Origin of the sequence: Aurantimicrobium minutum (assembly GCF_029894165.1) — a bacterium.
Taxonomy (GTDB): domain Bacteria; phylum Actinomycetota; class Actinomycetes; order Actinomycetales; family Microbacteriaceae; genus Aurantimicrobium; species Aurantimicrobium minutum_A.
Genome location: NZ_JARXXU010000001.1, coordinates 852,731 through 872,777 on the forward strand (window position 1 = coordinate 852,731; position 20,047 = coordinate 872,777).

The 20,047-nt window shown below is 57.3% G+C and carries 19 protein-coding genes; 8 read left to right on the forward strand and 11 right to left on the reverse strand.

The features are described from left to right. Position 1 precedes the first annotated feature (1 nt). The 3 genes from dapC (at position 2) to M2119_RS04390 (ending at position 3,189) form a co-directional block, all read left to right on the forward strand. Positions 2-1,105, forward strand: coding sequence for a succinyldiaminopimelate transaminase (gene dapC / locus M2119_RS04380; RefSeq protein ID WP_280803737.1), 1,104 nt, complete (start codon positions 2-4; stop codon positions 1,103-1,105). A 104-nt stretch (positions 1,106-1,209) separates the two neighbouring features. After that, positions 1,210-2,517: a citrate synthase gene (locus M2119_RS04385; protein ID WP_280803738.1), complete on the forward strand. Its 1,308-nt coding sequence runs from the start codon at positions 1,210-1,212 to the stop codon at positions 2,515-2,517. 36 nt (positions 2,518-2,553) lie between these two features. Next, positions 2,554-3,189 carry a PQ-loop domain-containing transporter gene (locus M2119_RS04390; protein ID WP_280803739.1) on the forward strand — a complete coding sequence of 212 codons (636 nt, stop codon included), beginning with the start codon at positions 2,554-2,556 and terminating at the stop codon, positions 3,187-3,189. A gap of 7 nt (positions 3,190-3,196) precedes the next feature. Here M2119_RS04390 and dapD read toward each other — a convergent pair whose 3' ends face one another. After that, entirely contained in the window at positions 3,197-4,144 is a 948-nt protein-coding gene (gene dapD, locus M2119_RS04395) for a 2,3,4,5-tetrahydropyridine-2,6-dicarboxylate N-succinyltransferase (RefSeq protein ID WP_280803740.1), read from the reverse strand. 32 nt (positions 4,145-4,176) lie between these two features. Here dapD and dapE point away from each other — a divergent pair, with 32 nt between their 5' ends. From dapE to M2119_RS04410, 3 genes are all read left to right on the forward strand, one after another. Beyond that, complete coding sequence (gene dapE / locus M2119_RS04400; RefSeq protein ID WP_280803741.1) at positions 4,177-5,265, forward strand: succinyl-diaminopimelate desuccinylase; 1,089 nt, start codon at positions 4,177-4,179, stop codon at positions 5,263-5,265. Positions 5,266-5,280: 15 nt separating this feature from the next. Then, positions 5,281-6,465 carry a hypothetical protein gene (locus tag M2119_RS04405; protein WP_280803742.1) on the forward strand — a complete coding sequence of 395 codons (1,185 nt, stop codon included), beginning with the start codon at positions 5,281-5,283 and terminating at the stop codon, positions 6,463-6,465. Between the two features lie 146 nt (positions 6,466-6,611). Continuing rightward, positions 6,612-6,785 (forward strand): DUF3117 domain-containing protein, encoded by a 174-nt coding sequence (locus M2119_RS04410; protein ID WP_096381811.1) that lies wholly within the window; start codon positions 6,612-6,614, stop codon positions 6,783-6,785. Positions 6,786-6,850: 65 nt separating this feature from the next. Here M2119_RS04410 and M2119_RS04415 read toward each other — a convergent pair whose 3' ends face one another. Then, positions 6,851-7,480, reverse strand: a complete 630-nt coding sequence (locus tag M2119_RS04415; RefSeq protein WP_280803743.1) for an O-methyltransferase — start codon at positions 7,478-7,480, stop codon at positions 6,851-6,853. Between the two features lie 63 nt (positions 7,481-7,543). Here M2119_RS04415 and M2119_RS04420 point away from each other — a divergent pair, with 63 nt between their 5' ends. Further along, a complete protein-coding gene (locus tag M2119_RS04420; RefSeq protein WP_280803744.1) occupies positions 7,544-7,909 on the forward strand; it encodes a twin-arginine translocase TatA/TatE family subunit in 366 nt (121 codons plus the stop codon). Between the two features lie 3 nt (positions 7,910-7,912). Here the strand turns inward: M2119_RS04420 and M2119_RS04425 are convergent, their stop codons facing one another. From M2119_RS04425 to M2119_RS04445, 5 genes are all read right to left on the reverse strand, one after another. Beyond that, positions 7,913-8,218, reverse strand: coding sequence for a helix-turn-helix domain-containing protein (locus tag M2119_RS04425; RefSeq protein WP_280803745.1), 306 nt, complete (start codon positions 8,216-8,218; stop codon positions 7,913-7,915). 602 nt (positions 8,219-8,820) lie between these two features. After that, positions 8,821-9,438: a DNA-3-methyladenine glycosylase I gene (locus M2119_RS04430; protein ID WP_280803746.1), complete on the reverse strand. Its 618-nt coding sequence runs from the start codon at positions 9,436-9,438 to the stop codon at positions 8,821-8,823. Continuing rightward, positions 9,438-9,938: a methylated-DNA--[protein]-cysteine S-methyltransferase gene (locus M2119_RS04435; protein WP_280803747.1), complete on the reverse strand. Its 501-nt coding sequence runs from the start codon at positions 9,936-9,938 to the stop codon at positions 9,438-9,440. Before M2119_RS04435 ends, M2119_RS04430 begins: the two co-directional genes overlap by 1 nt. 75 nt (positions 9,939-10,013) lie before the next feature. Further along, positions 10,014-11,480: an aspartate aminotransferase family protein gene (locus M2119_RS04440; protein ID WP_280803748.1), complete on the reverse strand. Its 1,467-nt coding sequence runs from the start codon at positions 11,478-11,480 to the stop codon at positions 10,014-10,016. A gap of 2 nt (positions 11,481-11,482) precedes the next feature. After that, positions 11,483-11,950: an Lrp/AsnC family transcriptional regulator gene (locus M2119_RS04445; protein WP_280803749.1), complete on the reverse strand. Its 468-nt coding sequence runs from the start codon at positions 11,948-11,950 to the stop codon at positions 11,483-11,485. A 123-nt stretch (positions 11,951-12,073) separates the two neighbouring features. Between M2119_RS04445 and M2119_RS04450 the strand changes: the two genes are divergently transcribed. Beyond that, a complete protein-coding gene (locus tag M2119_RS04450) occupies positions 12,074-13,510 on the forward strand; it encodes a gamma-aminobutyraldehyde dehydrogenase (RefSeq protein ID WP_280803750.1) in 1,437 nt (478 codons plus the stop codon). On the opposite strand, the gene M2119_RS04455 is transcribed toward M2119_RS04450, so the two are convergent. From M2119_RS04455 to M2119_RS04470, 4 genes are read right to left on the reverse strand one after another with little or no spacing between them, the layout of a single operon-like run. Beyond that, positions 13,511-14,644 (reverse strand): P-loop NTPase, encoded by a 1,134-nt coding sequence (locus M2119_RS04455; RefSeq protein WP_280803751.1) that lies wholly within the window; start codon positions 14,642-14,644, stop codon positions 13,511-13,513. A 3-nt stretch (positions 14,645-14,647) separates the two neighbouring features. After that, the gene (locus M2119_RS04460) at positions 14,648-15,199 is read right to left on the reverse strand and encodes a DUF1003 domain-containing protein (RefSeq protein ID WP_280803752.1); all 552 of its coding nucleotides are present in this window, start codon (positions 15,197-15,199) and stop codon (positions 14,648-14,650) included. Between the two features lies 1 nt (position 15,200). Continuing rightward, the gene (locus tag M2119_RS04465) at positions 15,201-16,538 is read right to left on the reverse strand and encodes a magnesium transporter MgtE N-terminal domain-containing protein (RefSeq protein ID WP_280803753.1); all 1,338 of its coding nucleotides are present in this window, start codon (positions 16,536-16,538) and stop codon (positions 15,201-15,203) included. A 57-nt stretch (positions 16,539-16,595) separates the two neighbouring features. Next, entirely contained in the window at positions 16,596-20,036 is a 3,441-nt protein-coding gene (locus tag M2119_RS04470; protein ID WP_280803754.1) for a bifunctional proline dehydrogenase/L-glutamate gamma-semialdehyde dehydrogenase, read from the reverse strand. Positions 20,037-20,047 lie beyond the last annotated feature (11 nt).

Sequence of the window (20,047 nt, forward strand, 5' to 3'; positions counted from 1 at the left end):
TATGCTCGTCGAGCTGCCCGATTACCCCTGGGATGCCATGACGCCCTATGTGGCGAAGGCGAAGGCTCACCCGGGCGGAGCACTCGATCTCTCTATCGGGTCTCCCGTCGACCCCACTCCACAGGTCGTGCGCGACGCACTGGCCCAGGCTACGGACTCACACGCCTATCCCACCACGGTGGGAACTCCGGCACTGCGGGAAGCCATTGTGGCCTGGTATGCCCGTCGCCGCGGAGTGACCGGACTGAGTGTGGACAACGTTCTGCCCACCATTGGTTCCAAAGAATTCGTCGCGTGGCTACCCTTCATGTTGCGCCTCGGCCCCGGCGATGTTGTGGTTCATCCCACTGCCGCCTATCCCACCTATGACATTGGTGCGCGGATGGCGGAGACAACCCCATTTGCTTCGGATGATCCAGCCGAGTGGCCCGATGAAACCAAGCTGGTCTGGCTCAACAGCCCCGGAAACCCTGACGGCCAGGTACTCGATAGTGCCCAGCTCACAGCGCGAGTGGAGCGTGCCCGCGAGCTGGGTGCATACATCGTCGGCGACGAATGTTATGCAGAGCTTGGCTGGACAGGGCGCTGGAGTGAAGAACGTATTCCCTCACTTCTGGATCCACACGTCACCGGGGGAGACCTCAGCGGTATCCTCACTGCTTACTCCTTGAGTAAGCAGTCCAACCTGGCTGGCTACCGTGCCGCGTTTGTTGCCGGAGATGCAGAACTCATTGCTCAGCTGCTCAACATTCGTAAACATGCGGGCATGATGTTGCCAGGACCCGTGCAGGCAGCCATGGTTGCGGCGTTGAATGATGATGCTCATGTCGCAGCGCAGAAGGAGCTGTACCGCGCTCGCCGAAACGTGCTCCTTCCGGCTCTGAATTCTGCCGGGTACCGCATCGATCACAGCGACGCTGGCCTCTATCTGTGGGTGACCGAAGGTGTGGATGCCTGGGCGTCGATTGACAAGCTGGCAAGCCTGGGAATCATTGCGGGTCCGGGTGTTTTCTATGGTGATTTCTACCCCCAACACGTGCGACTTTCACTCACCGCGAGTGATGCACACATCGCTGAGGCTGCTCGTCGTTTGCACAGCGTTTAGCAACCGTTCTTTTTGCCAATAAGCTTGAAGAATTCGTTGAAAAACCACACACCGGTTTGCCAGCGGATACCCGTTCACCCAGACAGTTTCCACAAGGAGTCTCCGTGACTGAAGCCACCAACTCAGTGCCGCAGGGCGATACCGTTTCCCTGACCTACAACGGCAAGACCGTTGATTTTCCCGTACTTCGGGGAACAGAGGGTAACCCCGCCATCGATCTGTCCTCACTGACCCGCGAGACCGGTCTGACCGCACTCGACTACGGCTTCGTGAACACATCGTCCACCAAGTCAAAGATCACCTATATCGATGGTGAAGCCGGAATCCTGCGATATCGCGGATTTCCCATCGACCAGGTGGCAACCAAGCTCTCCTTCGTGGAAACCGCGTACCTTCTCATCCACGGCAACGTTCCTTCGCAGAACGAGCTCGAGAACTTCGAAGACAACATTCGTCGTCACACCCTGCTGCACGAAGACCTCAAGGACTTCTTCTCCGGTTTTCCCCGCCGCGCACACCCCATGCCTGTTCTTTCCGCTGGTGTCTCCGCCCTCTCCACCTACTACGAAGACTCCCTGGACCCCAGCAGTCCTGCCCAGGTTGAGACTTCCACCTACCGCCTGCTGGCCAAGCTTCCTGTGATGGCGGCCTACGCCCACAAGAAGAGCATCGGCCAGGCGTTCCTCTACCCCGACAATTCCTTGTCGTATGTCGAAAACTTCCTCCGCATGACCTTCGGCAACATGGCCGAGGATTATGTTCAGAACCCTGTTGTGGTGAACGCTCTCGAGCGCTTGCTCATTCTGCACGCAGACCACGAACAGAATGCCTCGACATCAACCGTGCGCTTGGTGGGCTCCACCGATGCAAACTTGTTTGCGTCCGTGTCTGCCGGCATCAACGCACTCTTTGGCCCCCTCCACGGTGGCGCTAACGAAGCTGTGCTCACCATGCTCGCGGAAATTCAGGCCTCCGGTGAATCCGTGGCTAAGTATGTCGAGCGCGTCAAGAACAAGGAAGACGGTGTTCGCCTGATGGGCTTCGGACACCGCGTGTACAAGAACTACGACCCTCGTGCACGTCTCGTCAAGGATTCTGCCGACGAGGTACTCAATGCTCTGGGTGTTAACGACCCCTTGCTGGGTATCGCCAAGGAGCTCGAGGCAATTGCCCTCGAGGACGAGTACTTCCAAGAGCGCAAGCTGTACCCGAACGTCGACTTCTACACCGGCGTGATCTACAAGGCCATGGGCTTCCCCACGCGCATGTTCACTGTGCTCTTCGCACTGGGTCGTCTGCCTGGATGGATTGCGCACTGGCGTGAAATGAACCTGGATCCCCAGACCAAGATTGGTCGCCCACAGCAGCTCTACATTGGTGAGCAGCAGCGCAACCTTCCTGGTTTCAACTAACACAATGCGGGCACGCGCCCGCGAGGAAGTTCTGTTGTGAATCCCATCGTCGAGGGCATTGGTCTGCTCGGTGGTGCATTTGGGCTCTTTATTTCTGTGCCACAGATTGTGCGCATCATTCGCACCAAATCACATGTGGGAGTGAGCCTCTCGAGCTGGCTCATCTACTTCTTGAGCATGAGCTCATGGTCCGCTTTCGGCTTCAGATATCACAGCCCCAGTCAGATCATCTCCAACACCATCGCGCTGAGCTTCACCGGTTTGTTGAGCTGGATGTTGCTGAGTGAAAACCTGAGCACCAAGGTGAAGTTCTCCAAGAGCGCTGCGCTCGCCATTTTGCTCGCGCTGGGCGCTGGGTGTTTTGCCGTCGTGACATTCTCTCCAGAACCCGTCGTCAACGTGTTCCTGATTCTGTTCCTTTATAGCCGCGTTCCCCAGGTCATAGAGTCGTACAAGTCTTATCGTTCTGGGCGTCAGACCGTTGTCTCGATGCCCACCTATGCGCTGTCCGCCCTGTCAGCATTCACCTGGATTGTGTATGGAATCCTGACCGGACTCACCATGATTATCGTGGCCTCCAGCATTGTGCTCGGGTTGAGCTTGCTGGTGTTTATCTTCGAAACGTTGGCGCAGAAGAAGGCCCAGAAAATGGACCAGGTTGGTCAGGGCTGACGCAGAATTAGTGCAGCGCTGAATTCAGCACAATCCCCACACCGCTACGCGAGGTTACTTCCACGGCACCAGTGAGCGAGTTCCGACGGAACAAGAGGTTGTTCACCCCAGAGAGTTCTTTGGCTTTGAGCGTGGTGCTGTTGGCACCATCCATGACGTTGACCTTGGTTCCCGCGGTGACATAGAGGCCAGCTTCGACGATGCAATCATCACCGATAGAGATACCGATGCCGGAGTTAGCGCCCAGCAGAGTGCGCTGACCAATCTTGATCTTTTCGGTGCCACCACCGGAGAGCGTGCCCATGATGGAGGCGCTGCCGCCAATGTCGGAACCATCACCCACAACAACGCCCTGGGAAATACGTCCCTCCACCATGGAGGTTCCAAGGGTTCCTGCATTGAAGTTCACGAAACCTTCGTGCATCACCACGGTCCCGGGAGCAAGGTGAGCACCGAGGCGCACCCGCGATGCATCAGCGATGCGCACGCGATCAGGAGTGACGTAATCGGTCAGGCGAGGGAATCGGTCGATTCCCTGAGCCTGAATGCCTGCGCGCATGAGATGAGGGCGCAAGGCGGTGTAGTCATCAGGGTGAACGGGGCCTGCATTGGTCCAGACCACGTTGGGAAGCTGGCCAAAGATTCCATCAAGGTTGATGGTGTTGGGCTGAACCAACAAGTGTGAGAGCAGGTGCAGGCGCAGGAATGCATCGGAGGTGCCGACAGCAGGTGCATCCAGTTCAATCTCGACAGTGACAGCTTCGAGCCGCACATTGCGACGTCGATCTTCACCCACGAGGTCCTGCAAGTCAGCAGGAACAATCCACTTGTCGCGTCCGGCAGGAATCTGACCCAATTGGGGGGCGGGATACCACGTGTCGAGGACGGTGCCATCAGCGGAGATGGTGGCGAGGCCGTAACCCCAAGCGTGCGTGTTCGTCTGCGTAGAAGCCATACCTCTAGGTTACCGGCGATAAACTGACCAGTATGTCCGCCTCCACGCCAACACTTGATCTCTCCCGTTCGAGCGTGGAATTGACCGCCGATATGTGCAATATCGAGTCAGTCTCAGGCAACGAAACATCCCTTGCAGACGCTATTGAACAGGCATTGAGTGGCTGTGCCCACCTGGAGATCACCCGTGACGGTGATGCGATTGTGGCAAAGACCAGCCTTGGTCGAGCACAGCGCGTGATCATTGCCGGCCACATCGATACCGTGCCCGTGAATAACAATCTTCCCGTCAGCTACCGCGAAGAGGACGGTGCCGAATGGCTGTGGGGCCGCGGCACTGTCGACATGAAGGCAGGGGTCGCTGTTGCGCTCAAACTGGCTGCAGAACTGTCTGCACCCGCCTATGACGTGACCTGGATTTTTTACGACCACGAAGAGGTCGAGTCCGCAAAGAACGGCCTGGGTCGTCTCGCGGTGAAATACCCTGAGCTCCTGGTGGGGGACTTCGCCATTTTGGGTGAACCCAGTAATTCCACCGTAGAGGGCGGCTGCAATGGCACCCTGCGCGTGGAAGTGCGCACACATGGCGTGCGTGCACACTCAGCTCGCGCCTGGATGGGCGAAAACGCCATTCACAAGCTTGCCCCAGCCCTCACTGCTCTTGCCCACTACCAACCCGCCACAGTAACTGTCGACGGTCTGGATTACCGCGAAGGTCTCAGTGCTGTCGGAGTCACTGGGGGCGTGGCAGGAAATGTCATTCCGGACGCAGCAGCGTTGACGGTGAACTACCGCTTTGCTCCCGATAAGTCGGTTGCACAGGCGCTGACCCACGTTCAGGACGTCTTTGCGGGCTACGAGGTTGTCGTCACGGACAGTGCCGAAGGTGCACGCCCCGGACTGACCTCGGCCATTGCCACAGGCTTTGTTGCAGCAGTGGGGCATGAGCCTCAGCCGAAGTATGGTTGGACCGATGTGTCACGCTTCTCTGCACTGGGCATTCCCGCGGTGAACTTCGGCCCCGGCAACCCTTCACTGGCCCACACCGACGACGAACGCGTCCTCACTAGCCAGATAGTGGAGTGCGAACACGCTCTGCGCAGCTGGCTCAGCCAAGGCTAGATCGGCTTTCGGGGGATGGCACAGACGCGTCTCGCGTGGTGGCTTCAGGTCACGCTGGTCTTTTTACTCGGTCGTGCAGTCACGACCGCGATGTTGCTTGTTCTCGCCAGTCAACAACCTGAAAATGCGTGGACAGCGGCACAGCCCTCGCTGTGGGATTTCTCCACCATGTGGGACGGCCGCTGGTACAACATCATTGCTGAGGTGGGCTATCCGCAGGATCTGCCCCTCACCGATACCGGTCACGTCGGTGAGAATGCCTGGGCATTCCTGCCGGTGTATCCGGCGCTCGTCAAAGGTGTGATGCTGCTGACGGGATTTCCCTGGAGTATTTCTGGCGTTCTCGTCTCGGTTGTGGCCGCCTATGGTGCGTCGCTGTTGTTCTACAAAATCTTGACCAAGCATGTTCCTGCGCAACAGGCGCTATTTGCCGTAGTGCTTTTTTCCGTTGCCCCCGTCTCGCCCCTGTTCCAACTGGCCTATGCCGAGTCCCTGCAGTTGTTCTTCATTGCGTTAGCCATCTACCTGCTACAACGTCGCCACTACGGCTGGATGATTCCCGTGGCGATCGTGCTCTCGCTGACCAGGCCCGGGGCGCTTGCCCTTGCGCTCGCGGTGGGACTGCACTGGATCTATCGCTTCGTGCGCCGGTCACGGTCCCGGTTCCCCACCCGTGAACGAGTGCTGGTCGCTGCTGTGGCGATTGTTGCCGCGATTTCAGGCGTGGCCTGGCTGGTTATCGCAGGATGGGTGACGGGAGTCCCCAGCGCCTATCTTGAGACTGAATTAGCTTGGCGCTCGGTCTATATCGGCTACCAAGAGCTGGTTCCGTTTACCCCCTGGATCCATGCAGCAACCTGGTGGGCGTCCTTCATTGGCTGGCCTGCCGTCGTGGGATATGCCGTCCTCGGCGTGCTTGTGGTCGGTTTCGCTATTTTTCTCTTTACGCCTGCGGTGAAGAAGCTCGGCGTCGACGTGAAATTTTGGCTGATCAGCTATGCGCTGTATGTGCTCGCGGTGTTCTTTCCCCAGTCGAGTACGTTCCGGTTACTTGCTCCACTGTTTCCGGCTTTAGGTGCCGTGGCCGCTCCGAAATCTAAGATCTATCGCATTGTCATGGTGCTGTTATTTATAGCCTTGCAGTGGGGCTGGTTGCTGATCTGCTGGCGCATCGATGGCTATGACTGGAGCCCACCCTAAAGATTCGGCTGAAATGTGCGAAATAGTGCGTTTGAGGGTAACCAAACTACGGATTCCGAAGTCGTTTTCGGGCTGAACGTGGTTTTTGGGCCTCACGGAATACGGGATAATAGAAGGACACGAAGTAAGTGAAAGGGGTGGCCTAAATGGCTGCAATGAAGCCACGGACCGGCGACGGACCCATGGAGGCTGTCAAGGAAGGTCGCCTGATTATTGTGCGCGTTCCTCTCGAAGGTGGTGGCCGTCTGGTCGTCTCCGTTAACGACGCTGAAGCGAAAGAGCTTCACGACGTGCTGGCCAAGGTTGTCAACCCCGCCTAGTTCAACGTCTTAAACAAGAACCCCCGCTCCGGAGAGCGGGGGTTCTTTGTGTTTGTGCTTCGTGTTTATGAAATCTTGGTGATCTGGAGCAGACCGTCACCTGCGGGGGACAGCGCCACCACAAGGTTCTCTGCTTCGCTTGCTTCAGTAATGACGGTGCGGAAACCAGTCACCACAACTGAACGGTCAGACGGGTTGGCCACCGCGCCCTGCTGCAGTGCATGGGGAACTAACACCGTTCCGCCGATACGAACCAGGCGCAGGGCGTGCTCGACATTGGCAGGAAGCTGGGCAGGGTCACCATCCACGAGGACGATGTCGTAGCTGTTTTCGTTCATTCGTGGCAAAACATCCAGTGCCTTGCCGGTGATGAGACGAACACGGCTAGCAGGATAGCCAGCTTCGGTAAAGAATTCACGAGCCTGCTCGTGGTATTCGAATTCAGAGTCGATGGAGGTCAGAGTTGCCTCAGGAGCACCAGCGAGAAGCCACAGACCGGAAAGGCCGAACCCTGTGCCGATTTCGACAATGTTGGTGGCATTTGTCGATGCTGCAACCAGGGCGAGTTGTGCGCCGATGGCTGGCGTAATCACGTCCAGGCTGTGTTCCAGCGAGAGCGCGCGGGCTTTGCTTTGGGTGTTCGACTCAACGTCGTATTCGTTGAGGAACTTCCATGTTAGATCGTTGTGTGTCACGTCAGTCTCCTTGCTTCACAAGCGTAGAGCTAAGCCCGTGTTTCAGCGCGGTAGTCTCGTAGTGTGTTTGGTTTGACCTTCGAGAAATTACTCCTTATTGGGGTCATTGCTGTCTTCGTTATCGGTCCCGAACGCTTGCCTTCCTACGCTGCTAAATTTGGTCAATTTGTGCGCAAGCTCAAAGAGATGAGCGTGGGGGCGAAAGACCGCATCAAAGAAGAACTCGGTGCCGATTTCGATGAAGATGAGTGGAAGAAACTCGATCCTCGTCAGTATGACCCACGCCGCATCATTCGCGAAGCGCTTCTCGACGACGGAGGTGCTGCTTCAGCAGCGAGTGTCCCTGTTGCGCCGGCTCCTGCTCAGTCCAAGAAACAAGCCCCACGTGATGCCAGCGCTGGGACGCCCTACGATCTCGAATCGACCTAAGAGTTACTGTCGAGTAATTTCTGTTCTTTCCTCAGGAATCACGACGAGCTTGAGCCCCAACGCATGCGTGAGGCGAAAGAGCGTCGTTGCCGTGGGGTTGCCTACGCCTCGTTCAATGCGGCTGATTTCAGCTTGCTGAACGTCTGCAAGTTCGGAGAGCTTCGGTTGAGTGAGTGACTGTGCTTTTCGGGCTGACTGCAGGGCGGCCCCAAGTTCAGAACGGTCACGCATTTCTTTTTGGAAATCCGCAGAAACCGCGTAGTAAATTTTCCAGTCATCCTCAGTCCAAGACTTTCGGAAATCCTGCATAAAGTCTTCGTAGGGTATCGTTTGCCGATTTTTGACCATGGTATTGATTATGTGATTAAACACTTTTTATTTCAACCCTTCCTTCCATTCATTGTGAAGTTTTCTAGCAGCGCGTATCTCGCGTTGTTGCCTTTTGGGAGACGGGTCGCGTTGTTTGTCATAGCCATGATGGAGAACAACAATCTTGTCTCCATGAAATGTGCAAAATATTCGAATGAGGACCGGAGTGTTACTGCGAGCTGAGCGTGGTGAGTCCGATCCTGCGTTAGGCGGGTTTTCAAATGCATGTAGTGACTTCCTAATTCGGAATTCATACAGACCATCGCCAAGTGGCTTCCCCCACTCGCCTGAACAAATTTGAATACCTTCGATAGCCAATACGTTCAACAATGCAGAGTCGACTACTAGCTGTTGATAGCTGGAGAGGGATGAGTAAAATCTGCCATACGATCGACCAAAGATTTCTATAGTCCACCTAGACATCACACATTCCTTCACGCCTGAGCTCTAATAGAGCGCTCACGTTACAAAGAAATCAGGTTCTAAGTAGCACCGAAATCAAAGCTGGGAGTGTTTGTCGTCTGAACTCAGCTTGTGGAGGACTAGTGCGCTCTGTGGCACCTAGCGAGATGGTCGTCGACCACACCTGCTGATTGCATGAGGGCATACATCGTGGTGGCGCCCACGAACTTAAAGCCCAGTTTCTTGAGTGCTTTACTGAGCTGTTCCGATTCTGTTGTCACAGCAGGGACTTCTGAGAGTGTTTCATAGCGCGTCTGCTCATCGCCGGCGCAAGCATTGGCGCGCTGTCTTGACATCGGTTGGAACGACCAGATCAGGTCGTGCAAGGCGCCGGGTGACTCCGCGAGCATTGCCTGAGTAACTTTGGCATTCTCAATCGTCGCCACAATCTTGGCGCGATTACGAATGATGCGATCATCTTGCATCAAGCGTTCCACATCGACCTCTGTGTAGTTCGCAACTGTGCCAATGTTGAAGTTGGAGAAAGCTTCACGGAAACCAGGACGACGCTTGAGAATAGTGATCCAGCTGAGACCTGCTTGGAACGCTTCGAGGGAGAGCTTTTCAAAAAGTTTCTGGTCGCCCAGGAGCTGCACGCCCCACTCCTCGTCGTGGTAGCGCATGTATTCGGGGTCAGTACCCACCCAGCCGCAGCGCGCACGACCGTCGGCGCCGATCTCGAGATCCTGATAGGCCACTAGCGATACTCAATACCCTCAAGTTCAAGGAGCTGAATCTTGGTGGGAACGCCGGAGCCTCCGGAATAACCGGTCAGTTTGTTGTTTCCTGCCAGGATGCGGTGGCAGGGAACAATGATCGGCACCGGGTTTGAACCCACTGCCCCGCCCACGGCGCGGGCAGCCTTGGGGTTGCCCGCCCGGGTGGCGAGGTCACCATAGGAGGCGTGCCCGCCGTATGGAATGGCGAGGAGCTCATGCCAGATGGCCTGCTGGAAAGGGGTGCCGATGAGCTTCACGGGAACATCGAAGTCATGTCTGGTTCCTGCAAAGTATTCGCCCAGTTCCTGAGTTGCCTGAGTGATCACCGCATCGGCTGAACCGGGGCGTCCACCGTGTTGGAGTCTGCCGTGGGGGGAGCCTTCCACACCCTCGATGCTGAGGAATGTGAGGGCTTCACCATCACTGGTCAGCTCGATGCGCCCCAGCGGGGAATCAATCGTGGCGAAGGTGGAGGTCATAGTTACAAAGATAATGGGGCTGCCACCGTGTGCGGTAGCAGCCCCATTGTGATCCTGACAAGGAGTCTGTCAGACCTAGATAATCTTGGCGCCCTCTTTGAGGACTCCCTCGAGGATTTGTCGGATTTCGACGAATTCCTTGGGGCCGATGGTCAGCGGTGGTGCGAGCTGAACAACGGGGTCTCCACGGTCATCTGCGCGGCAGAACAAGCCTGCGTCATAGAGAGCCTTGGAGAGGAAGCCACGGAGCAAACGCTCGGACTCGTCATCGTTGAAGGTTTCCTTCGTCGCTTTGTCCTTGACCAGTTCGATCGCGAAGAAGTAACCGTCACCGCGCACGTCGCCGACGATAGGAATGTCGAGCAACTTCTCCAGTTCCTTGCGGAAGATGGGGGAGTTGGTGCGCACGTTCTCGTTGAGCTTCTCTTCTTCGAAGATGTTGAGGTTCTCGAGTGCAACAGCTGCCGACACAGGGTGACCGGCGAAGGTGTATCCGTGAGGGAAGTAGTTGGTTCCCTTGGAGAAGGGTTCGTAGATCTTGTCCGAGATGATGGTGGCGCCAATGGGAGAGTAACCACTGGTCATACCCTTGGCGCAGGTGATCATGTCGGGGACATAACCATAGGCGTTGCAGGCAAACATTTCACCAATGCGGCCGAAGGCACAGATCACTTCATCGCTGACCATGAGCACATCGTGCTTGTCGCAGATTTCGCGCACACGCTGCATGTAACCGGGAGGTGGTGCGAACGCGCCACCAGAGTTCTGCACGGGTTCGAGGAAGACGGCCGCGACAGTGTCGGGGCCTTCGAACTCGATCATCTCTTCGATGCGGTTGGCAGCCCACTGACCGAATGCGTAGAGGTCATCCTGGTGCTGCTCGGCACGATAGAAGTTGGTGTTGGGCACGCGGAAGGTGGAAGGAACCAGAGGCTCAAACATTTCCTTCATTGCGGGGATACCGGTGATAGACAGTGCGCCCTGAGGGGTGCCGTGATAGGCAACTGAGCGGGAGATCACCTTGTGCTTGGTGGGCTTGCCCATCATCTTCCAGTACTGTTTGGCCAGCTTGAATGCTGTTTCAACAGCCTCGCCACCACCGGTGGAGAAAAAGACCTTGTTGAGGTCGCCAGGCGCATAGTCCGCGAGGCGATCGGCGAGCTCAATGGCGGAGGGGTGGGCATAGGACCAGATGGGGAAGAAAGCGAGTTCTTCTGCCTGCTTCGCTGCTGCCTGTGCCAGACGCTTCCGTCCATGGCCAGCCTGCACCACAAAGAGTCCGGAGAGGCCATCGATGTAGCTCTTGCCCTGAATGTCGGTGATCATGTGACCGTCACCCTTGACAATGATGGGCACGCCGTTTTCGTGCATGACCGACTGTCGAGTGAAGTGCATCCAGAGGTGGTCGCTGGCCTTCTTCTGGAGGTCTGCGTTGTCATACTTCGGGGCCGAGGATGCTGCGGCAGGCTCGGTAACGAGGTGTGTGGGAGCTACCACGTGCTCGGCAGCTTTCTTAGTCTTCTTTGAAGTGAATAGCGGCATTTTTATCGCGTTCCCCAGTTATACAACTGCTTATGCAGCTTGAGATAGACGAACGTTTCGGTTGAAACGACGCCCTCAAGCTTGCGGATTTGCTCGTTGAGCAAAGTAATCAAATCTTCGTCTGACTCGCAGACAACCTCGGCCATGATGTCGAAAGAACCAGCCGTGAGCACGACGTAGTCAACCGATGGCATCGACGCCAGCTGGTCGGCAATAGCCCGAGTGTCACCAGAGCAACGCAGACCGATCATGGCCTGGCGGTAGAAACCCAACTGCATCGGGTCCGTCACGGCAACGACTTGCATGACGCCGGCATCGGTGAGCTTCTGCACGCGCTGACGCACGGCTGCTTCGGAGAGTCCAACAGCCTTGCCGATTTCTGCATAGGAACGGCGGCCATCTTCCTGGAGCTGTTCGATAATCGCCTTCGATACATCGTCAAGCTGTGCGGCACGGGTCTTAGAGTTCATGCGCTTGATTCTGGCAGTAAATCCCGGCTCAATCAAGCGAAACCGCACTTTTCTAGAGATAAAACTACGAAATCCACATATTTACTCTTCATTTACTATCGGTTTTCGCCTTATGCTGTGTGCATGAGCCCTCAGGTATTGAAGAACTTTATCAACGGTCAGTTCGTCGACTCACAGGCAGAAGAACGCCTCGACATTCTCAACCCCGCCACCGAAGAGGTGTATGCGACGAGCCCCGTCTCGAGTGAACGCGATGTTGCCGACGCCTATGGCGCAGCGGCAACAGCCTTTGAGGCCTGGGGCGACACAACTCCCAGTGAACGTTCCCTTGCGCTGTTCCGCATTGCCGATGCGTTGGAATCACGTGCTCGCGAATTTGCTGAGGTGGAATCACAAGACACCGGTAAGCCACTGGACACGCTCGTCGAATACGAGATCATGCCGTCGGTGGATCAGATTCGTTTCTTTGCCACCGCTGCTCGTCATCTGGAAGGTAAGTCCGCTGGAGAATACCTGGCAGACCACACCTCCATGATTCGCCGCGAGCCCATTGGCGTTATTGGCCAGGTCACGCCGTGGAACTATCCACTCAACATGGCGGTGTGGAAATTCGCACCAGCTATCGCGGCCGGAAACACCATCGTGTTGAAGCCCTCCGACACCACCCCAGCTTCCACCATGCTGTTAGCCGAGATGGCCTCCGAGTTCCTGCCCGCCGGAGTGTTCAACGCCGTGATGGGTAACCGAGACTCCGGGAAAGCAATGGTGGAGAACAAGACCCCCCAGATGATCTCGATCACGGGTTCTGTGCGAGCGGGTATGGAAGTGGCCAAGAGCGCCGCGACAGACCTCAAGCGTGTCCACCTTGAACTCGGCGGCAAAGCACCGGTGATTGTTTTCAATGATGCAGATATTCCTTCGGCAGTTGAGGGCATTGTGGGAGCTGGCTACTTCAACGCCGGACAAGACTGCACGGCAGCTACCCGTCTACTCGTGCAAGAAGGCATTTATGACGAGTTCGTGGCTGAACTTGTGAAGTATGCCCGCGTGAATGCCATCACGGGCTCACCGCTGGACGTAGGCACCATGTTTGGACCTGTGAACAACGTGAACCAATTGGTGCAGGTGCAGGGCTTCATTGAGCGCTTGCCTGACAACGCCACCATCGAGCTCGGCGGAAACCGCCAGGGAACCACCGGCTACTTCCACGAAGCCACGATTATTTCTGGACTGAAGCAAACAGACGAAGCTATCCAGAACGAGATCTTTGGTCCTGTGATGACCGTGCAGAAGTTCACTGATGAGGCACAGGCACTCACCTGGGCAAATGACGTGAACTATGCCCTGGCGTCCTCGGTCTGGACCCAGAACCACGGCCGTGCCATGCGGATGGCTAAGAAGCTGGACTTCGGGTGCGTGTGGATCAACACCCACATCCCCATCGTTGCGGAGATGCCGCACGGTGGTTTCAAGCACTCAGGATATGGAAAAGACCTCTCCGGCTATGGCTTTGATGACTACACCCGTATCAAGCACGTGATGAGCTACATCGGAGAGTAGTTACCGAGGGCTGACGCCAAGGTTGACTCCCGCACGGCTGGGCCCGCTCTGGACAATGCGTCGTGCCAGTTCTGTGATGGCCTGTGCGGCAGGATCTGCGGGGTTCGCCAACACGATGGGCATACCCTCATCGCCGCCTTCCCGAAGTCCCAAACTGAGAGGAATCTTGGCAAGGACGTCGACGGGCTTGTCTTGACCAATGCTCAACGCAGTGGCCACCGACTCGGCACCACCTTCACCAAAAAGCGCCAATGCTGATCCGTCGGGCAGGACAAGCGGCCCCATATTTTCTACGACACCAATAACCCGTTGGCCGGTCTGTCGTGCAACGACGCCGGCCCGAACAGCAACCTCACTAGCTGCAGCCTGACCTGTCGTCACAACAAGTACTTCCGCATTAGGAAGTTGTTGCCCGACGGTGATGGCCACGTCGCCGGTGCCAGGTGGAAGGTCGAGCAGAAGGAAATCGAGGTCACCGAAATACACATCGGTCAGGAACTGCGTAATCGTGCGCTGCAACATGGGGCCGCGCCATGCCACGGCAGCATTGGCGTTCTCTACGAACATGCCAATGCTAATTACTTTCACATTGTGGCCAACCGGAGGAACAATCATGTCGTCCAGGCGCGTGGGCTTCACCGCAACACCGCCGGGAGCAAGACCCATCAACGCGGGGATCGAGAAGCCGTAAACGTCAGCGTCCAAGATACCGACGCGATACCCCTGTTGCGCCAGGGCAGCCGCCAAGTTGGCCGTCATGGTGGACTTCCCCACACCGCCCTTACCGCTGGTGACGGCAATGACACGAGTGAGTGTGCCGGGACCAAAAGGGTTGTGCTTCGGGCCCTCAGGGCGCAATGCACTGAGGAGCTCTGTTCGTTCTTCCGCCGTCATCACTTGCACATCAACAGTGACCTGTTCCACAACGGAAACAGCAGCTGAAGCAGCGTGAACGTCGGATTCAATCTTCTGGGCGGCAGGGCAGCCCGCAATCGTCAGCTTCACTACAACAGTGACGGACGAACCCTGTGCTGTAACAGCACCGATCATGCCAAGTTCACCGAGCGTGCGACGCAGTTCGGGATCCATGACGGATCCCGCGGCTGCGCGCACTTTCTCGGTGAGACTGCTCACGAGTTACGTGGTTGTGCGCGAGGCAGGACGTGTAACCGGCTTCTTCACAACTGGTGTGGCTGGCTCGTTGTCCTTCTCGAGCTCTTCGAGCAGGGCACGAAGCTCCGACTTGATGAAGTCTTTGGTGGCCATGTCCTTCATAGCCAAGCGCAGCGCAACAACCTCGCGGGCGAGGTATTCGGTATCAGCCAAGTTGCGCTCAGCGCGCTGGCGATCCTGCTCAAACTGAACGCGGTCACGGTCATCCTGGCGATTCTGTGCGAGCAGAATCATGGGGGCAGCATAGGAAGCCTGCAAGGACAGGATCAGCGTCAACGCAGTAAAGCCAATGGCGAACGAGTCAAAACGCCATGGCTCGGGAGCAAAGGTGTTGAAGAGCATCCACAGTGCGGCAAAGATGGTGAGACCCAGCAAGAACCAGGGAGTTCCCATGCCTCGTGCAATGGTTTCCGTGAAGTGACCAAAGCGATCGCGGGAACGGGAAGGGCGGGGGTTGAGCGCGCTAAAACCCTTAGGAGTGTCGAAGCTTTCATCGTGACGGTTGTTCCGTGCCATATCAGCCTCTCCTTCCTCGGGTTGCAGGCTTTGCTGTAGCAGTCTTGGTTGCGGGGCGCTTCTTCGGCGCACGTTTACTCATTGCCGCGGAGGCAGGGGTGTCTTCATCGTCGTGACTGCGCCAGTCATCGGGCAGCAGGTAGTCGAGCACGTCATCCACGGTGACCACACCGACCAGGCGGTGGTTTTCGTCAATGACCGGAACAGAAACCAGGTTGTAGCTGGCCAAAATACGTGACACTTCGGCCGCAGGAGTATCCACCGAGATGGGCTCGAGGCCGGGGTCAATCAGGCTTCCCAGACGCTCGTGAGGTGGGTACCGCAGCATGCGTTGGAAGTGCACCATGCCCAAGAAGCGACCGGTGGGTGCTTCATAGGGAGGCAGGGTGATGCAGACTGCTGCTGCCAGGGCAGGAGCAGTCTCATTACGACGAATCATGGCTAGGCCTTCAGCCACGGTGGATTCGGCAGACAGGATGATCGGCTCAGGGGTCATCAAACCACCCGCCGTGTCAGCCCCGAAGCTCAGCAGCAGACGAACATCATCGGCTTCCTCAGGCTCCATGAGGCCCAGGAGGTGTTCACCACGCTCTTCGGGCAGCTGGGCAATGAGGTCGGCCGCGTCATCGGGTTCCATCTCGTCGAGAACGTCAGCGGCACGTTCGTCATCGAGCTGGGCCATAATTTCGACCTGGTCGCTCTCGTCCATCTCCTCGAGCACGTCAGCGAGACGGTCATCGGGAAGCTCTTCCGCAACCTCGAGCATGCGCTCTTGAGGGAGATCAAGCAAAGTGGTTGCGAGGTCGGCAGGACGCAGTTCTGAATAGGACGCAATGAGAGCTTCAGCAGACTGGGGCTCACCAGCTTCGGTCTTCTCTGTGACGAGTGCCCAGGGAACCAATGCAGTTGCACCTTTGGTGAAGGGAGCGCCACTTTGGCGGGGACGACGCACAAAAAGCTGGCTGATCGCCCACTCGCCGGGACCGGTCTCTTCAATCGCGGCGTCTTCGATTTCGGCATCGCCGGAACCGTCATTGAAGGTGACCTTACGGCCGAGGAATTCTGCAAGCAGGCGAACTTCGCCGCCGCGCTGCTCGAATTTCCTGTCCGAAATGGGGCCGGTGGTGATGACTTGCCCGCTGGCAATGCTGGAAACACGGCCAATGGAGATGAACACACGACGCTTACCGGGAACCTCGGCGAGCAAGCCCACAACGCGGGGAGCATTGTCCTTGCGATAGACCACGAGGACATCACGAATACGACCCAGGCGGTCACCCGCGGGGTCGAAAACGCCAGATCCGGTCAGGCGCGCTACAAATACTCGTGTTCCAGTCACGTCTCTAACTTAGCCCGTTAAGGCGTCTTTGCGCCCCTTCCGGGGGTTAACGTCTGGCTAAATCAGGGCGTCGGTGAGGTGGTTGGGTGTGCCAAAACGGTGTGCAGTGATGCTGATGGCTTGTTCTCTCAAGAAAGGCAACATTTCGATTCGACCAGCCAGCAAAACCGGTCCTGCATAGACAGCCAGGTCCGGCCGCCCATTCGTTGCAGCGGTTACGAGAGCTGCGGTTGCGCCTAAGAGGCGAATGCGTCCGTTGGTCAGTTCGTCTCGGTCTTCCTCGAGGGTAGCTAGCCACGACTTATCCGAGCGCTGATCAACGCGAATACCGGTGGCCTGCAGGATCCACAAATACCGTTCGCCCATGGTGGGTGGCACAGAAATCGTGAAGTTGGATTCTGCGCGCATCGCTGCGGCCACCACACGCATCAGCTCAACCGGATTGCCGTCTTCGGTCAAACGGATACGTGTGGGAACCGAGCGATAACGGAAAATATTTCGCTCCACGCCCAGCTGTGAGACATCCATGGCTTGACCAAACTCTGTCGCCCAGGCGAACTGGTCCAGGCTCGTAGCTTGCCGAATCCACGCTAACTGGCCGCCATCGAACATTTCAGAACGTTCAATGGCATCGAGCAGGGTGAGGACGTGGCTGGACAACGGCGCCATACCGATATCGACTGTGGGAGCAATGTTCCAATTTCCCAGTCCGAAGAGATAGTTGGGGCCACCCGCCTTGGTGCCAGCCCCGACGGCGGACTTCTTCCAGCCGCCAAAGGGCTGGCGTTGCACGATAGCGCCGGTTGTTCCCCGGTTGACGTAGAGGTTTCCAGCTTCGATGTGCTTCAACCACATGCCCACCTCGTCCGCATCCAGCGAATGAATACCTGAGGTGAGGCCATAATCAATCATGTTGACCATCTTGATGGCTTCTTCGAGGGTTCGGGCGGTCATGATGCCGAGCACGGGGCCAAAGTATTCGGTGAGGTGGAACTCACTGCCTGCTTTCACGCCTTCGCGCACACCGGGGGACCACAGCATGGCAGTGTCATCGAGTTGTGTAGGTTCGACCAACCAGGATTCTCCTGCACCTACCGAGGTGAGCGCAGACAACAGTTTGCCCTGTGCTGGTTCAATAAGGGGACCCATTTGGGTGGTGGCATCTGCAGGGTAGCCAACTGTGAGACTCGTCACAGCATCTATGAGCTGGTTTCGGAAGCGCTGTGATGTAGCGACGGAACCGACCAGAATAACCAGCGAAGCTGCCGAGCATTTCTGGCCGGCATGACCGAAGGCCGAGTACACGACATCTTTGACGGCGAGATCGAGATCTGCGCTGGGGGTCACAATGATGGCGTTCTTGCCGCTGGTCTCGGCCAGGAGGGGCAGGTCATGTCGGAGCGAACGGAACAGTTCTGCAGTTTCATACCCACCGGTGAGAATCACGCGATCCACGCGAGGGTCAGAAACCAGTGCGCTGCCCAAGGTTCGGTCACCCATGTTGACCAGTTGCAGCACATCCCGGGGGACGCCTGCTTCCCAGAGCGCGTCGACCATCACCGCACCCGAGCGACGAGCCTGTGCAGCAGGTTTGATAATAACCGGAGAGCCAGCTGCCAAAGCAGCCAAAGTAGAGCCAGCAGGAATGGCGACGGGGAAGTTCCACGGTGGGGTCACCACGGTCAGCCCGGCTGGGACAAATTCGGCACCTGAAATACGTTCAAGCTTCTTGGCTTGTTCGGCGTAATAGTGAGCAAAGTCGATAGCCTCGGTGACTTCAGGATCTGATTGGTCAAGAGTCTTGCCCGTCTCACTGGCCATGACCTCCATCAGGTCAGCACGGCGTGCTTCGAGAATCTCACCGGCACGGTGAAGAATCTCGGCACGCTTCTGCGCAGGCATCGTGCGCCAGCTCGCACCAGAACCCGTTGCAGTGAGGAACACCTGCTCGAGTTCTGCCGGAGTGCTGATGGTGTGGCGTGCGACGGTGTCGTTACCCAGCTTGGAGGAGGGGATGCGGGCGAGTATTCCCTCGCCCCACGCGCGGTTTGCTGCAATCGCCGGATCGGTATCTGCCGCGTTGTGGAACATGGTGGTCGGCATCGGGGAAGCGGGCTTGCTGCGATCCTGGACGCGGTGAGACGGTGGAACACTGTCGTCCAAGGCGTGCAAGGACTTCAAGAAACGTGCTTCTTCACGGTTGAACAGGCCCTCATTGCTGGCCAGTTCAAACACCGCGGACATGAAGTTGTCCTGGCTGGCGCATTCTTCCAAGCGACGAATCAGATAGGCAATGGCCACATCAAACTCGGCAGGGTGAACGACGGGGGTGTAGAGCAAGAGCGAGCCGACGTCTTTCTTGACGGCTTCTGCTTGACCCTGCGCCATGCCCAGGAGCATCTCGAACTCAACACCGGATTGCACACCACGCTTACCAGCTAGTAACCAGGCAAAAGCCACGTCAAAGAGGTTGTGGCCGGCCACTCCGATGCGCACGTTCCCGATGCGGTCAGGGTGCAGCGCGTAGTTGATGACCCGCTTGTAGTTGGTGTCGCTGTCCTGCTTGGTGTGCCAGGTAGCCAGTGGCCAGTCATGGAGAGCGGCTTCCACGCGTTCCATGGGAAGGTTGGCGCCCTTAACTACGCGCACCTTGATTCCTGCGCCACCTCGAGCACGGCGTGCGGCAGACCAGGCCTGTAGTCGCATCATGGCGGAGAGCGCATCCGGCAGATACGCCTGCAACACAATGCCTGCTTCCAGATTCAGGAGCTCAGGACGATCAAGTATGCGGGTGAAGACCGCAATGGTGATGTCGAGGTCTTTGAACTCCTCCATGTCCAAGTTGATGAACTTGGGAGAAGGGCTCTCGGCTGCCAGGTGGAACAGGGGAAGCAAACGCTCCACGACGTGCTCCACATCTTGCTCGAATGCCCACGCGGAATGAGGTGCAACGGTGGAGGAGACCTTGATGGAGACGTAGTCGACATCATCGCGGGCAAGGAGTGCCCGGGTTCCTTCGAGCCGGCGAGCAGCTTCACGCTCGCCGAGGACTGCTTCCCCCAACAAGTTGACGTTGAGACGAATACCCGGCTTCTGCAAGGCACTGATGGCTGCGCCCAGCTTCGCATCGGTGGCATCCACGATGAGGTGGCCCACCATGCCACGCAAAACTTTGCGTGCTGCAGGGATGACAATTCCCGGCAGGATCGGAGCGAAGAATCCGCCGAGGCGAACCGCGGTGCGCATATGCCAGGGCAGGAAAGAAGGAACATGGGGTGCAATCTCGCGTAGATTGTGTGCCGCAACATGCAGATCTTCGGGACGAACCACCCCGTCAACGAAGCCCACTGTGAAGTCCAGGCCCTGGGGATCTTTAAGCACTCCAGCTAACTGTGTGGCGCTGTTATCTGCCGGGAAGCTCTGCGCTTCGGTGAGCCAGGTGCGAACTAACGCAATCGTCTCAGCAGCAAGTTCAGGGGAATGCGCGTCAGCGGTCATGCTCTCAGTTT

Coding starts and splice junctions, on each gene's coding strand:
- M2119_RS04435 (WP_280803747.1), bottom strand. CDS start 9,938: ATGACCTCCACCTTCGCCACGATTGATTCCCCGCTGGGGCGCATCGAG.
- M2119_RS04445 (WP_280803749.1), bottom strand. CDS start 11,950: ATGAACTCTAAGACCCGTGCCGCACAGCTTGACGATGTATCGAAGGCG.
- dapE (WP_280803741.1), top strand. CDS start 4,177: ATGTCCGCCTCCACGCCAACACTTGATCTCTCCCGTTCGAGCGTGGAA.
- dapC (WP_280803737.1), top strand. CDS start 2: ATGCTCGTCGAGCTGCCCGATTACCCCTGGGATGCCATGACGCCCTAT.
- M2119_RS04425 (WP_280803745.1), bottom strand. CDS start 8,218: ATGCAGGATTTCCGAAAGTCTTGGACTGAGGATGACTGGAAAATTTAC.
- M2119_RS04440 (WP_280803748.1), bottom strand. CDS start 11,480: ATGCCGCTATTCACTTCAAAGAAGACTAAGAAAGCTGCCGAGCACGTG.
- M2119_RS04460 (WP_280803752.1), bottom strand. CDS start 15,199: ATGGCACGGAACAACCGTCACGATGAAAGCTTCGACACTCCTAAGGGT.
- M2119_RS04470 (WP_280803754.1), bottom strand. CDS start 20,036: ATGACCGCTGACGCGCATTCCCCTGAACTTGCTGCTGAGACGATTGCG.
- M2119_RS04410 (WP_096381811.1), top strand. CDS start 6,612: ATGGCTGCAATGAAGCCACGGACCGGCGACGGACCCATGGAGGCTGTC.
- M2119_RS04450 (WP_280803750.1), top strand. CDS start 12,074: ATGAGCCCTCAGGTATTGAAGAACTTTATCAACGGTCAGTTCGTCGAC.
- dapD (WP_280803740.1), bottom strand. CDS start 4,144: ATGGCTTCTACGCAGACGAACACGCACGCTTGGGGTTACGGCCTCGCC.
- M2119_RS04405 (WP_280803742.1), top strand. CDS start 5,281: ATGGCACAGACGCGTCTCGCGTGGTGGCTTCAGGTCACGCTGGTCTTT.